Origin of the sequence: Rhizobium favelukesii, assembly GCF_000577275.2 — a bacterium.
Lineage (GTDB): Bacteria > Pseudomonadota > Alphaproteobacteria > Rhizobiales > Rhizobiaceae > Rhizobium > Rhizobium favelukesii.
The window spans coordinates 1,160,887-1,174,640 of the sequence record NZ_HG916855.1 but is presented as its reverse complement, the minus strand read 5'-3'; the positions used below and the strand labels follow the sequence as shown (position 1 = coordinate 1,174,640).

Here is a 13,754-nt window from a genome sequence, read left to right as displayed (position 1 = left end):
AGTATCTGTGGGTCAATCACTTGGTCTTGACGGGACCAGCCTCGTAATTTGCAGGAATCCATTCAAACCGGCCGTCATGGGCACCGACATGCCCGAGCGCCGGGAAAGAAATGTGCGCCGCCCCGATCCAATATGCGTTGCGGGCCGCATCTGAAAAGATCGCCACACGCTCGCTCTCGGCTTCCTTTGCGTCGCTGTCATAGGCGACAGTGACGTGTGGATCCGGGAACTGCACCGGCGCGACATGAACGACGTCACCCCATAAAAGCAGCTTCTCGCCATTACTTTCCACGGCAAAGAAGCTGTGACCGGGCGTGTGGCCGGGGCCGGGCAAGGGTGTGATACCGGGAACGAGCGCCGCGCCATAGTCGAACGGCTTGAACTTGCCGGCGTCGATATAAGGCTTAAGCGAGGCCTTATCCCGCTCGAACATCGATTTCAGCAACGCGGGTGCCGCGACCTCGTTCGCATCGCTCAGCCAGTAGTCCGCATCCGTCTTGCTGACGCGCACCACGGCATTCGGAAAGGCCATCTTGCCGTTCGGCGCGATACCACCGACATGGTCGGCATGGAGATGGGTGAGGTAGATTTCGTCAACCTGCTCGGGCTGGTAGCCTGCAGCCTTGAGATTGTCGATCAGATGGCCACAGCACTCCCCGTAGAGCGTGCCAGCCCCGCTGTCGATCAGGATGAGCTTTGAACCGGCATTGACGAGGAAGGCATTGATGGAGCCCTCGACGGGCGCGACAAGCTTGCGCTCGGCAAGCAATGCATCCGCCTCACCCGGTGACGCCTCGTCGAGTGGAACGACCTTGCCATCCGCGGACAGTTCGGATTTCGTCAGCACCGTGTGCACCGGAAACGGATGAGTGCCGTCAGTCAGCGCCGTGATTTCAAACTGCCCAAGAGCGATCCGGTAAAAGGCAGGCGGCTGTGTGCCGGCTTTGGGGGCCGCGGCATTCGCCGGTTCAGCTGCGAGTTCAAACGCAAATGCAAGCAGGATAGAGACCGCCAGGGCCAACACCAAGGAGATCAGCACGTCGAACAGATCTACTGATCTCCGGTTCTTCCGCGCGGCGGTGCGAGCGGTGCTCGATGAATTGATGTCGATACCCATCTTATAGTCCTCGATGTTTGAAGTTGAAGTCTCAATCGCCCTCGGGCGTCGCTACGTTCGCCACAAAGGCAAGGGCTGCAAAGATGACGGGCACGGCGAAACACCATATCGGCGACAGGATGTAGGCTGCCGCGGCAAGCGCGCAGCCGAGCGCGAACACAAGGACACTCAGGCTCATCCGCTTCAAACGGGCGATGGCGGCAGACTTGTCTTCGCCGCCCGTTCCGGCCACGAGGTCCGCCAAGTCGAGCATGATCTGCGTGGTGGTACCCGTCATCAGTGTTGAAGGCGGCGATTTTGCAAGATGAACCCGGTGGAGCCCGTTCTGGATCGCCATGGCGGCTACGAGGACCATACCGATTGCAAGCGTCGTGCCACTATTGGCATTGTCGAACGGTCCATAGACGAGGGCGAGGGCGAAGGCCGCAATGAGCAGGATGAACTTGCCGACCAATAGCGGCCGCAAGACCGGCAACCCTTTTTGCTGCAACAAAAGCCCGATGCTCCGCGACAAGAAGACAACCACGCAGAACATCGGCAGCGCGAGCAGTTTAGCGAGCCCACCGCCCGTCCCCATGGCAACAGATGCACCAAGCGTCACGAAGTTTCCCGTCACATGGGCGGTGAACAAGCCCCCGAGCGCCAGGAAGCCGACGGTGTCGACATAGCCGCCATTGAGGCTAAGAAGAAGGGAAAGTGGGATGATTCTCATAACATAGGCCCCCCATGGATTGTCCCGGGATGCCCCAGGGCATCCCGACCGAAAAGCCTGCCGTTTTTCCTCGATCGAAGCGGCAGGCCGTCATTCGAACCATCAGGCCTTTACGAAGGCGAGCAAGTCCGGATTGATCACATCGGCATGTGTGGTCAGCATGCCGTGCGGGTAGCCCTTGTAGACTTTCAGGGTGCCGTTCTTCAGCAGCTTGACCGACAACTCGGCAGAGGTGGCAATCGGCACAACCTGGTCATCGTCTCCATGCAGGACGAGTGTTGGCACCGTAATCTTCTTCAGATCTTCGGTCTGGTCGGTCTCCGAAAACGCCTTGATGCCATCGTAATGAGCCTTCGCGCTACCCATCATGCCCTGCCGCCACCAATTCTGGATAACACCCGAATAGACTTTAGCATCCGGACGGTTGAAGCCATAGAATGGGCCCGAGGGGAAATCGATGAACAATTGCGCTCGGTTATCAGCAACCGCTTTGCGGATCCCGTCGAAGACTTCCATTGGCAGGCCGCCGGGGTTAGCGTCAGTTTTCAGCATCAGCGGCGGGACGGCGCTGACGAGAACGGCCTTGGCCACTCGGCCTTGCGGCTGGCCGAAATTGGCGACATAGCGGGCGACTTCGCCGCCTCCGGTCGAATGGCCGATGTGAACGGCGTTCTTGAGGTTCAGATGCTCGAATACTGCCGCCGCGTCGGCTGCATAGTGGTCCATGTCATGACCGCCACTCACCTGCGCCGACCGGCCGTGACCGCGACGGTCATGGGCGATGACGCGATAGCCGTGCCCAAGGAAGAACAGCATCTGGGCATCCCAGTCGTCGGAGGACAACGGCCAGCCGTGATGGAAAACGATAGGCTGAGCGTCTTTCGGACCCCAGTCCTTGTAGTAGATCCGCACGCCGTCTTTTGTCTCGACGAAATTATCAGTCATGTACGACATTCCTGTTGAATGGCCCGCTATTGGGGCGGCTTTGTTTTTCGAAAGAGCAAGCGACGGCATGACCATGGCCGCCGGGATGAGAGCCCCGGCGAGGAGCACATGACGGCGGGCTAGAAAGAATTCTAAATCATTTGGCATGGATGGCCCTTCTTCGAGAATGGCCGATCGTTGCACCAGCCAATTCTGAACACCTGTCTAACGCGCGCCCGCAATACCCTTCTTGTCGATTTGAGAGATGTTTGGATATTCCAAGGGTTGATCATCACCAGGAGAATTTCAGCTCCGCACCGAGATAGTTGCCGTCATGGCCGCCGGCACGGCGGATGGCGTTGCCAGCCTCGAAGTGCACTGCCTCGATCGCGCCCGAAAGATTCGGCGTAAAGGCATAATCGGCACGCAGCTGTGCGTAGGCGCCCGTCCACCGCCCGCCCTTGCCCGCTGTGCCGGACACCGGTTGGTTCGGCTGCACATAGATTGCATCGGCCGCCGTCTGGCGCCACTGCAGGCCGATGGCGGTGGTGATCGTCAGTTGGTCGGTCGGCTTCACCGTGATGGAAGGCTTCAGGTGAATGAGATTGGCGTAACCGGTATAACCCGCAAGCGAGAAGTAATAGCCATTCGGAAACAGCGGGTTGAACGTTCCGAGCGTCCCATCGTCGGGATGGCTGTCTCCGGACGCCGCGTCAAACTGCAGGCCGATCCGCGGCGACCAACCAAGATCCTCGAATGTGTAACCGGCACGCGCGCCCACAGCCCAAGCCCGAATGTCCTTGTTGCCGACCGTTCCGAGCTGACCCATGCCCTCGAGATCCCAGTCGAAACCGGCCGCATTACCGGCAAAACGCGTGTCGAAGATTTGGCGATCCTCTTCGCCCGACCCATCGAGATAGTGGGCGGCGTCGCGATGATAGACCGACCAATAGGCCGAGAGTTCGTTTGTGCCGAACACCTGTCTTTCGATACGAAGCGTGCTGAACCGGAAGGCCCCGTTGGATGTGTCATCGAAGGCCTGTTCGTCCGAATATTGCACTGGCTGACTAACAAAGCCAAGGAACCGCCAAGGCCCGGTTTCCCAATCCGCCCAGACGGCATCGAAGGACTGACGCACATTCGGACCGTCACGCGAAGAGACAAAGCGCTGCAGGTCGAAGGCAAAGTCCTGCCGCCCGATCCGGGCCTTGAAGGTGCCGGCATCGAAATCGTGGGAATACCCGATAAACGCCAGCCGCAGATCCACCTTGTCGGCATCGGCCGGGCCGATATCCTGTTTACCAAAGGCGCGGTCGTCTTCGAACTGGGTAAATATTTGCCAGTCGTCGTAGAGGTGAAGATCGATATGGAACTGGGCGCGCTCGATGACATAGCTATCACCTCCTGCACCCCCGATGCCGAAGCTCGGCGTGTGGTTGGACTCGAACCGTTCCCGCACAGTCGCGCCAAAGGAAATATAGCTTTCAGGATCAATAGCCGACAAGGGCACGTATTTGAGAGCGTCGAGCGGCTGCGTGCGCAAGGCAGGATCAGCGAGCACCGACCAGTCTTCCTGCCAGCGATTGGATTTGATCGCCGGGCGCTTGGCGTTGCCGTCGGCCTCGTCGGCTGCCGCGCCAGACGCGGCAAGGACGGTCGCGGCAAGCAGCGACAGGAATGGATGCGCTTGCATGGCAGTCTCCGGAGAATGTGAGGAAAGACGATGCCGCCTGAACGGCGGCATCGGGTCTGTGGCAAAATCAATGTGCAAGAGGAGCGTGGATCTCAGCGACGTAACCGCCAGGGAATTCCACCATCGCCCCTTGCCGGTCATCCGCACGATAGGGATCTACGATCAACCGGGCGCCATTGGCCTTGGCCTTGTCCAGCGTGGTGGCGAGGTCGGAAACCTCGTAACCCGTCGTTTCGTGACCGTAGGGGTACGGAAGATGTCCATCGGTGACCAGGACGATCATACGGCCATAGATCGAGGAGATACGGATGCGGCGGTAGCTGTCGTCCGGACGGCCGATCTCGATGCCCGGCGCTTTGCGGCCGTCTGAGATGACCTTGCCTTTGGAGAAGCTGAGGAATGCCTTTACAAAGGCGGACACGGCATCCGGTGATACGTAGACGCGGTTTTCTGGCACGGTCGCGAACGGTTTGTAATCCGGCTGCTTGTTGTGCCAGTAGAGCTGCATGTTGACGCCGCCCGGCCATTGGATCACGGCGTCGCGGCCGATCGGATCCGGGAACCTGTCCACAAGCACGATCGCGCCGGCGGCCCGAGCGGCGGACAATGCCTTGTCCATGTCGCGCACCAGATAGCCTGTCCGCTCTGATCCGAAAGGATAGGGGATCGGTGTTGTGAAACCGAACAGCGAGACGGTGCCGAACGGCGTCTGCAGTAGCTGGGATGTCGTAGTACTAGGTGTCGGTGTCACCGTCACGGTGACCTGCTTGGTGCTCTCGCCGCCAAAGGTGCCGAGGAAGCTCTTCGTGAACTCGTCGGCCGCCCTTGGATCGACGTAGACATGCGTTGTGTCGTATTGGGGGGCGACGCCGAGTTGTGACGTGTTTTCTCGTGCCAGCGCCAGCTCGCCTGCCGCCGGCAGTATGGAAAGAGTGGCGACCAGACTTAGAGTTGTAAAAAGGCTCGATCTCATGTCCTCAGACTTTCGTTTTGACAGGATGACGGGAAGCAATATCGACCAGCGCTACGAAAATGAACGCGCCAGCGAGGCCGAGATGTTCGAAGAAGCCATTCATCGCCATGGAGCGCTCCATCCCCGGTGGCAATACCCAGAAGCGAAGAGCAAGTAGTGTGGCCATGATGGTAAAGCCGGACAGTGCGAATGCAGCCGCCCAACGATAAATGCCGGAAAGCACGAGCGCCGACATGGTGAGCTCGAAGATAATGACGATGATGGCGAAGACCGGCGCCGGCGAAAGCCCGAAATGGTTCATTTCGGCAATGGCGCTGGGGAAATCCACGATCTTGACCAGCGGTCCCTGAATATAGGCCGAGCACAGCGCGGCGAGCGCAAGGAAGCGCAAGGGAGCCGAGGTTATAATACGGAGCATTGCCGGTTGAGCTGCGGTTTGTCGCGAGACGGTTGTCATATTCGCCCCCTCACACGGCCCAGCAGGCACAGCCGAGCGCACCGAAGAAGCCCTTGAGGTCTGAAATCGGCAGCTTGGCGGTCCAGGCGCCGGCATGATCGTGACCATGGACGTTGCAGTCGTTGGCGCAACCGCACATCGAGATTGCTGTTCTGCGAAGCGACCTCTTACCCGCACCTTCGGGCTCGCCCCAAGCCGCGTAACCGCCGAAGGTGCGCACCGGGGACCAATCCGGCATAGCCGGCGGCAGAGGGCTTTCATCAAACTTGGCGAAATCCCCTGCCCCATATACGATCTTGCCGCCGACCATGGTAAGATCGGATGTGAGGAAGGAAATCTCGTCTTCGGCACAGGCGAAGAAATCCTTGTCCGGCACGATGAGATCGGCGAATTGACCCTTTTCGATGCGACCTTTCTTGCCTTCCTCGTTGGAGAACCAGGTCACGTTTTCCGTCCACATCCGCAAAGCGGTCTCGCGGTCCAGGCAATTGGCACGAGGGTACAGGCTCATGCCGCCGACGGTCTTGCCGGTAATCATCCAGGCGAGAGAGACCCAGGGATTGTAGGAGGCGACGCGGGTAGCGTCGGTGCCGGCAGAGACCTTGACGCCCTTTTCCAGCATCTTGGCGACCGGCGGCGTGGCTTCCGCGGCCCCCAGACCATAGCGCTCGACGAAATATTCCCCCTGATAGGCCATGCGATGCTGGACTGCGATGCCGCCGCCAAGAGCCGCAATGCGATCGATCGAGCGGTCGGAGATCGTCTCGGCGTGGTCGAAGAACCAGTTCAGGCCTTCGAGCGGAATATCCTGGTTGACCTTTTCGAACACATCGAGGGCGCGCGAGATGGTTTCGTCATAGGTGGCATGCAGCCGCCACGGCCAGCGGTTCTCGGCAAGAATACGAACCACCTCTTCCATTTCTCCTTCCATTTCCGGTGGCATATCCGGACGCGGCTGGCGGAAATCCTCGAAATCGGCAGCGGAAAAGACCAGCATTTCGCCGGCGCCATTATGGCGGAAGTAGTCATTGCCCTGCTTGTATTTGACCGAGCTCGTCCAGTTGAGAAAGTCTTCCTTCTCGCCTTTCGGCTTCTGGGTGAAAAGGTTGTAGGCAAGCCGCACCGTCATCTGGTTCTCGTCGGCCAGCTTCTGGATGACGGCATAATCATCCGGATAGTTCTGGAAACCACCGCCGGCGTCGATCACGCCCGTGACACCGAGACGGTTGAGTTCGCGCATGAAATGGCGAGTCGAGTTGATCTGATACTCGAGAGGCAGCTTCGGTCCCTTGGCAAGCGTGGAGTAGAGGATGCCCGCATTGGGTTTGGCGAGCAGCAGTCCCGTGGGATTGCCGGCGCTATCGCGAATGATCTCGCCGCCTGGTGGGTTCGGCGTGTCCTTGGTATAGCCGACAGCGCGCACGGCGGCGCCATTGAGCAGAGCCCTGTCGTAGAGGTGCAGTAGGAAGACCGGAGTGTCTGGAGCGACCGCATTGATTTCTTCGATTGTCGGCAGGCGCTTCTCGGCGAACTGGTGCTCAGTGAAACCGCCGACGACGCGGACCCATTGGGGCGCCGGCGTAATGGCGACCTGCCGCTTCAGCATATCCATGGCGTCGGCAAGAGAACGAACGCCGTCCCAGCGCAGCTCCATATTGAAGTTCAGCCCACCACGGATCACGTGGGTATGGTTGTCGATCAGTCCCGGCAACACGCGCTTGCCCTTGAGGTCGACGATCTTGGTCTTGGGGTCTGCCAATGCCATGATTTCCGAGTCATGGCCGACGGCGAGGAATTTGCCGTCCTTGATCGCGACGGCGCTGGCGGTCGGATTGGCACGGTCGAGAGTCGTGAAGAGACCATGATGGAGGATTAGGTCTGCAGTCATAGATGGTTCTCCGGTTTGGGCCGAGGCCGAGACGGTGATGAAGCAGCGAAAGTGGTTGGATGCCGGCCGAGATGGTGCCAGGCGGCGGCGTCAGCCTGCGATTTCACTCTTTGCAGGCGTGGCTGCCGCTTTCGTGGCGCCATTGTCGCCTTTAGGAAGGTGGCCGAACACATGCGGCTTGACCTGATTCAGCCAGGAAACCGCTGCTGGCTCGTTGTTCCATAGGGTCTTTGCCAGCGGCAGGATCTGTTCGCCCAGCAGTATGCCGAGCAGGCCGACCAATGCCACGACGGGCGGTGCCGGGGACCGGACATTCAGGAGGCTATAGACGATGCCCACCAAAAGGCCGGCACCAAGAGAAAACAGGTAGACCTTCACGGGTACACCCTCCAATAGGTTAGGGCCGTCCCGTTCAGGGCCGGCGGATGATCAGGTTTTTTGGGCTCAATGCGCTTTAGAGGCGCCGACCGTGGTCTTGGCGTAGATGATGCCGAGACCGTAGGAACCGCCGTAGTTCTTGGCGATGCCGGTGGTCATAGATGTCGGCGCGTGCCCGGTCGCGCTGCAGTTCCAGACCCCGAAACCCTTGGCCCCATGTGCGACAAGCGCTGCATTGTTGTGCAGGTTCACCGCATCAATGCTCTTCGTCGCAAATGACATCTGCGACTGGAAATCGATCATGATCAGTGTGTGATCCATCGGGGTGACGAGCTTGGAGCTCGGCGTCGGAGTTGCTGTGATGGTCATATTTGCCCTCTCGGCTCAGACACCGGAATTGCGTTGACGAGGCAAATATGAAGGAGAAGCGGGCGGCCATCTTGTTAACAAGTCTGGCCATTTGGATATTCCGATTGTGCTGCGAACGCAGCAGATCAGCATAGTTAAGTGGTGCGATCACACCGCAGACACGGCGCGCCATCGCCTTGACAGCATTCGAAACGAACGAAAGAGACGAGAAAACACCGAGCGATCGGCCAAAAGGATGCAGAACAGCATTTCGGCAAGTATTAGACTGGCGCGTCTTTCAGGAAATTCCCGGATGAGCATAAAGCTCTGTCATTCAACGGCTATGCTTTCGCCAGTGTCCGGGTGGCTCTCCCACGACTTCTGAGAATATCCGAGTCATATGACTTTGATCCGCAAATCCGCAGGCGGTTGCGATCTCGGCAATCGGCATGTCTGATGCCAGAAAATCCTTGGCACGGGCGACGCGATATTCGATCAACCAGCGGTAGGGAGGTTTACCGAAGGTTTCCTTGAAGGCTTTAATGAAATAGCTCCGTGAGAGATTGCAGGCCTCCGCAACCTCATCGATCGAGACTTGGCTGTTGACATGGGCAGAGAGGAACTCCGTCGCTCGCTTCTCCTGCCATGGCGCGAGCGTCCCCTTTCGGTGCGACGGAAAATGTAGCCCACCATAGTTCTGGGCGAGATGCGTCATCATGGCGAGTACGATCTGCTCAAGGAACAGTTGGCTTGCTGTTTTCGGATTGTGGAATGCCGGCAGCAACGCCTGGGCTAGACCTAGGATCACATCGTCCCTGGTGCCTGGCTGGCAGCGGATGTGGGTAAATTCGGGTCGTCCGACCTCGAATGCGAATTGGCGGATATAAGAGAACGGAATTTGGAATCGCACGTTGTCGAATGGTGAGAGATGGTGGCAGCGCCATTCGTCACGCAGATCCGTGATTGCAAGCGTACCTCGCTTGTGGCCCCCGTCATGGACCAAATTTTCGCCGCGCCACAAGCGATGATGCGAGAAATCGACCAGTTGGGTGATGACGTTGAAGGCGTCGATGCGTTTGTTCACGGCGCGCGGCGGTAGGTCATGACCGTCATAGTTAAGCCGCGTGATGGTCACCGCCGATCCCTGCAGGACGGACTGGCAGGCCGCCAGCGCGCCACCAGCCGAATATTCAGGGTTAATATCCACGACATCCCCATCTCGTATGATCGATCACGCAACTATAAAAGTCCCGCGGTAAATTGCACCGATTTTTTTCGCAGAAGCCTGCAACGACTAATGGATCCATCCGCTTCGCCAAGCGGTCGGTGTGAGGCCCGTATGTCGCACAAATGTCTTCGTAAAATGGCTTTGATCGCAGAAGCCGCATTGGCCTGCAATCGCCTTCAGCGCGTAAGAACGATTTGCCAGCATTTCCTTAGCCCGCTCGACACGGATTTTCAACAGCCATTGATGTGGAGTGAACCCGGTCGTTTTCTTGAAGCGTTGCGAGAAATGATTGGCTGAAAGACCTGTAGCCGCCGCTATGGCCGTGATGGAAAGATCGGAACCGAGATTGTTACGCATGAAGGTCTTTGCCGCATCCTCCTGCCAGGTGGCAAGAGGAAGCCCCGCGGCCGTAAAATGGGTTTCCTCCAAATCCACTTCGTGACTATGATAGTCGTGCAGCAGATGCGCGCAAACCGCCACGGCCATATGTTGGAGCAATGCGGAGGACGCGAGCTGCCCGTTGCCGAAGAGAGGAACGAACGCAATACCAAGATTGCTGATGACCGGGTCGGGCTCGCCTCTCTGGCAGTGCAGGCTTCGAAACGACGACGCGGTGGAGAGTTGCGACACTTCCTCGAAAAGGGGCCGAGGCAAGGTGAAGGCCAATGAGCAAAGACTCGAATGGAGTGCGATCGAAGCGCCATATCGCATGTTGATAAGGCAGATCGTTCCTGGTGCAAAGCGACGGACCGGTGATCGAGAACCGTCGCGCCCAATGTCGGCGTGAGCGGTATTCTCCAGATAAAGCATCAGGAAATAAGAATCCGAGGGCGGCATTGCGATCTCGACCACTTCGCCATTGGCGACGGCACGATCGATTCTGGTTACGGAAAAAAGGGCCGACCTCACCGGCACTGTTTTCAAGCATGGCGCGTTCGGAATGCCGAAATAAGGTCCAACGCCATCCAGGGACTGAGAAATCCGGGTCACATATTTTCTCCTCGCCGGGACTTGCAGCGCCAACGCTTGCGGCTGACATAGTCTACGAACGCAGACATGATAAATTGACAGGTTTATCTGCTGTCCTAAGCCATAGCCTGTACAAGGTTTTTTCCATTGTACAATCCTCCTTCCTGCAGTCCATCGGCCCGGGCAAATAGAATACAGCCGCAATCGTGCAAAATAGGAGACCATTCTTCAAGAACGGCTTGCAAGGGCGCGCCATTATGGCGAGCGTTCGTCGTCGCATGGACGTTCTAGGCGCGTGCGCCCATAATGGAATTAGGGGTTGAATATCGAACCGGCATATCAATCTCAGAACGTCGGTAGTGACTTCACGTCCGTAAGGATGCTGCAGCGCTGCCGTCTCGCCGGCGCGGCAGCGATTGGTCTGATCATCTTCCTGGTCGATGCCTTCACAACGCTCGGAAGCGCCGTTGCTGTTCTCTATGTCCTGGTGATTGTGCTTGCCAGCGAACTCGGTGATAGCGCCGCGATCAAGCGCTCATCGGCGATCTGTGCTGGCCTAACCGTCGCCGCCTTCCTTTATGTTCACGGTTTCAACGCCGAAACCCAAGCGTGGCTCCGACTTTTGTTCAGCCTTGCAGCGAACGGCGTCACCACCCTGCTCCTGCTTCGGCGTGGTATCGACATCGCCAGGCGACGGGCGTCTGAAGCGGCGCTGAAGGCGAGCGAGCACCGTTACCGCACCATATTCGAGACGCTGGCGGTTGCGATCTGGGAGCATGATTTTCGCGAGGTGAAGGAGGAGCTCGAAGGACTGCGCGATCGGGGCGTTCAAGACGTCCGCCGCTACATTGCCGATCATCCGGACTTTGTTATCAACGCCCGCCGGAAAGTGCGCATAACCGATGTGAATCAGACGGCGTTGACATTGATGGGGGTCCCAACGAAAGAAGAGTTCTTTACGCATCTCGACAGCTTCCTGCCGGAAAATGATGAGAGCTTCGCGCAATGTTTGGTCGCGATCGACGAGGGGCATCCGACCTTTCAGGCGGAGACGAAAGTGCGAACTCGTCAAGGTCGCCTGATCCCCGTCATCGTCGCCCTTAGCTTTCCGCCGAATGGTGAGGGTCTCGATCGGATTCAAGGCAGCATCGTCGATATCACCGAACGCCTCGAATTTCAGGAAGCGCTGGAACATTCGCGCCGCGAGCTCGAACATGCCTCGCGCGTTGCAATGATCGGCGAAATATCAGCCTCGATCGCCCACGAGGTCAACCAGCCGCTGTCGGCCACTATAAGCTTCATTCAGGCCGCCCAGCGCTGGCTCGACCGGAAAACGCCGGACCTGGTAGAAGCCAAGCTCGCGCTGCAGGACGCGCTGTCGGCGACCGAGCATTCGGCAAATGTCGTCAAGCGTGTGCACATGCTACTCGGCAAGGCCAAGTCTGAAACCGGCGAAGTGGCGATCGAGGCGACGATCTTAGACGCCTTGCGCCTGAAACAGCCGGAACTTGGTACCCATGGTACGCGCGTCATCTTTAATCCGGCAGCTGAAGCGATGATTACGCGGGGCGATCGCATCCTGTTGCAACAGTCCTTCCTCAACATCATCAGCAATGCCATGCAGGCGATGGACGCTACACCAGCCGGACATCGCATATTGACGATAGAAACCGAGTCCCGCGATTCCGAAGTCACCTTCAGATTCATCGACAGCGGACCGGGCCTTGGCGATCAGGTCGGTGATAGCCTGTTCAAGGCCTTCACCACGACCAAGCCGAGCGGCATGGGTCTTGGCCTTGCCATATGCCGGTCGATCGTCACCGCCCATGGCGGGTCGATCTCCATTCGCAACCGGCTTGACTGCAACGGCGCGGTCGTCGAGATCTCGCTGCCGCGTTGCCTCCTGGACACTCTGGATGCGCCGAAAGACACCCCTCTAAGTGAAGCTGGGCAAGCCCGCCAGGCGCAAAAGGCTTGAGAGCCGACTGGCGAGAAGGCCAGCACGACAAACGACGTCATCAGCCGTCGAATGCACCCGCAGTTCTCACCAGCTTTCGAGACGGCCTGGGGCAAGCAGCACAAAGCTGCCCTCCCCGGTGGCAACTGCCGCCAGCTTACACAAGGTGCGGGCCGTTCCAACAGGCAAGATATCCGGCTAATTTTATCAAAATGAGACGTCGAATGCTTCGACAGCCCTTGCGGTAGAGTCCCATAATCTTCGTCGCGCATCGACATCGCCACCCGGTGCTTTTAGGATCAGGGGCGCGGCATTTTTCACCGAGAAGTACCCGCCAGTAACTTCGGCAAATATTCGCGCCATGGCGAGCGCAATGATGATCCCTGCACCACGGTTCGGATCGCCGACACGCAGGAAATTGAGGAACCGTTCAAGCGGCGCTGCAAAAGAAAGTTCCCGGCCAAGCCCCGTAACGTTGAAACCAGGATCGAGACAATTGGCCGTCACCCCGGTGGATGCAAGCCGGCGCGCCAGTTCCATGGAAAACATGACGTCCATCAATTTAGTGCGTCCGTAAATAGCGGAAGACCCCAGCCGGGTGAATGGGGTGATGTCGTGGAGGTCCGCGTCAGGCGTGAGACCCTTGGAGCGCCGGGAGGCCTCCGACGCAACCGTTACAATCCGGGATGGGGCAGAGGCCACAAGACGATCACTCAATTTTGCCGTTAGGAGCCAAGGAGCAATATAGTTCACCGAAACCATTTCGGGAAAGCCGTCCGACGTGACACGCTGCTTAAAGGCGTGAATCCCTGCATTGTTGATCAGGACATCGATACGCTCATACTTTGCGCCAATAGCTCTAGCAGCCTCCGCGACCGTGCTCAGCCGTGTGAAGTCGGCATAGAAAAAGTCGATCCGAGCATCGGGTATCGTTTGAAGAATATCAAGGCGCATCGCTTCGGCCTTGGCTTGGTTCCGTGCGATCAGGATCAGATGGTTGCCCATTCCCGCAAGCTTGATGGCGGCGATGCGGCCGATGCCGTTTGTGGCTCCGGTCATCACGACCGTCTTGGGATAGGACATGGTTGTTTCCTGGCTGGATAGTGGACT

12 protein-coding genes and 1 pseudogene are annotated in these 13,754 nt (G+C 58.3%); 1 reads left to right on the top strand and 12 read right to left on the bottom strand.

Going from position 1 to position 13,754, the window contains the following annotated elements; all coding sequences use genetic code 11:
• Window positions 1–16 precede the first annotated feature (16 nt).
• The 11 genes and pseudogenes from LPU83_RS69110 to LPU83_RS69060 all read right to left on the bottom strand — a co-directional run bounded on the left by LPU83_RS69110 (window position 17) and on the right by LPU83_RS69060 (window position 10,741).
• On the bottom strand, window positions 17–1,117 hold the full coding sequence (locus LPU83_RS69110) for an MBL fold metallo-hydrolase (RefSeq protein ID WP_082321354.1): 1,101 nt from the start codon (window positions 1,115–1,117) through the stop codon (window positions 17–19).
• A 31-nt stretch (window positions 1,118–1,148) separates the two neighbouring features.
• Window positions 1,149–1,829 (bottom strand): YoaK family protein, encoded by a 681-nt coding sequence (locus LPU83_RS69105; RefSeq protein ID WP_024315156.1) that lies wholly within the window; start codon window positions 1,827–1,829, stop codon window positions 1,149–1,151.
• Between the two features lie 102 nt (window positions 1,830–1,931).
• A complete protein-coding gene (locus LPU83_RS69100; protein WP_208247368.1) occupies window positions 1,932–2,774 on the bottom strand; it encodes an alpha/beta fold hydrolase in 843 nt (280 codons plus the stop codon).
• 271 nt (window positions 2,775–3,045) lie between these two features.
• On the bottom strand, window positions 3,046–4,446 hold the full coding sequence (locus tag LPU83_RS69095; RefSeq protein WP_024315154.1) for an alginate export family protein: 1,401 nt from the start codon (window positions 4,444–4,446) through the stop codon (window positions 3,046–3,048).
• Between the two features lie 67 nt (window positions 4,447–4,513).
• Complete coding sequence (locus tag LPU83_RS69090) at window positions 4,514–5,419, bottom strand: hypothetical protein (RefSeq protein WP_024315153.1); 906 nt, start codon at window positions 5,417–5,419, stop codon at window positions 4,514–4,516.
• A 4-nt stretch (window positions 5,420–5,423) separates the two neighbouring features.
• Window positions 5,424–5,876, bottom strand: a complete 453-nt coding sequence (locus LPU83_RS69085; RefSeq protein ID WP_024315152.1) for a DoxX family protein — start codon at window positions 5,874–5,876, stop codon at window positions 5,424–5,426.
• A gap of 10 nt (window positions 5,877–5,886) precedes the next feature.
• On the bottom strand, window positions 5,887–7,764 hold the full coding sequence (locus LPU83_RS69080) for an amidohydrolase (protein WP_024315151.1): 1,878 nt from the start codon (window positions 7,762–7,764) through the stop codon (window positions 5,887–5,889).
• Window positions 7,765–7,854: 90 nt separating this feature from the next.
• Window positions 7,855–8,142: a XapX domain-containing protein gene (locus tag LPU83_RS69075; protein ID WP_024315150.1), complete on the bottom strand. Its 288-nt coding sequence runs from the start codon at window positions 8,140–8,142 to the stop codon at window positions 7,855–7,857.
• A 126-nt stretch (window positions 8,143–8,268) separates the two neighbouring features.
• Window positions 8,269–8,511, bottom strand: a pseudogene (locus tag LPU83_RS69070) (hypothetical protein); the annotation flags it as partial.
• Window positions 8,512–8,824: 313 nt separating this feature from the next.
• On the bottom strand, window positions 8,825–9,697 hold the full coding sequence (locus LPU83_RS69065; RefSeq protein WP_024315148.1) for a helix-turn-helix domain-containing protein: 873 nt from the start codon (window positions 9,695–9,697) through the stop codon (window positions 8,825–8,827).
• 87 nt (window positions 9,698–9,784) lie between these two features.
• Complete coding sequence (locus LPU83_RS69060; RefSeq protein WP_157997403.1) at window positions 9,785–10,741, bottom strand: helix-turn-helix domain-containing protein; 957 nt, start codon at window positions 10,739–10,741, stop codon at window positions 9,785–9,787.
• A gap of 265 nt (window positions 10,742–11,006) precedes the next feature.
• Between LPU83_RS69060 and LPU83_RS69055 the strand changes: the two genes are divergently transcribed.
• Window positions 11,007–12,665, top strand: coding sequence for a PAS domain-containing sensor histidine kinase (locus tag LPU83_RS69055; protein WP_024315146.1), 1,659 nt, complete (start codon window positions 11,007–11,009; stop codon window positions 12,663–12,665).
• A 186-nt stretch (window positions 12,666–12,851) separates the two neighbouring features.
• On the opposite strand, the gene LPU83_RS69050 is transcribed toward LPU83_RS69055, so the two are convergent.
• Window positions 12,852–13,727 carry an SDR family NAD(P)-dependent oxidoreductase gene (locus tag LPU83_RS69050; protein WP_024315145.1) on the bottom strand — a complete coding sequence of 292 codons (876 nt, stop codon included), beginning with the start codon at window positions 13,725–13,727 and terminating at the stop codon, window positions 12,852–12,854.
• Window positions 13,728–13,754: the final 27 nt, after the last annotated feature.

What these genes read in the sequence shown, in the direction of transcription:
- LPU83_RS69110 (WP_082321354.1), bottom strand. Translation starts at nt 1,117, where the DNA reads ATGGGTATCGACATCAATTCATCGAGCACCGCTCGCACCGCCGCGCGG.
- LPU83_RS69105 (WP_024315156.1), bottom strand. Translation starts at nt 1,829, where the DNA reads ATGAGAATCATCCCACTTTCCCTTCTTCTTAGCCTCAATGGCGGCTAT.
- LPU83_RS69100 (WP_208247368.1), bottom strand. Translation starts at nt 2,774, where the DNA reads ATGACTGATAATTTCGTCGAGACAAAAGACGGCGTGCGGATCTACTAC.
- LPU83_RS69095 (WP_024315154.1), bottom strand. Translation starts at nt 4,446, where the DNA reads ATGCAAGCGCATCCATTCCTGTCGCTGCTTGCCGCGACCGTCCTTGCC.
- LPU83_RS69090 (WP_024315153.1), bottom strand. Translation starts at nt 5,419, where the DNA reads ATGAGATCGAGCCTTTTTACAACTCTAAGTCTGGTCGCCACTCTTTCC.
- LPU83_RS69085 (WP_024315152.1), bottom strand. Translation starts at nt 5,876, where the DNA reads ATGACAACCGTCTCGCGACAAACCGCAGCTCAACCGGCAATGCTCCGT.
- LPU83_RS69080 (WP_024315151.1), bottom strand. Translation starts at nt 7,764, where the DNA reads ATGACTGCAGACCTAATCCTCCATCATGGTCTCTTCACGACTCTCGAC.
- LPU83_RS69050 (WP_024315145.1), bottom strand. Translation starts at nt 13,727, where the DNA reads ATGTCCTATCCCAAGACGGTCGTGATGACCGGAGCCACAAACGGCATC.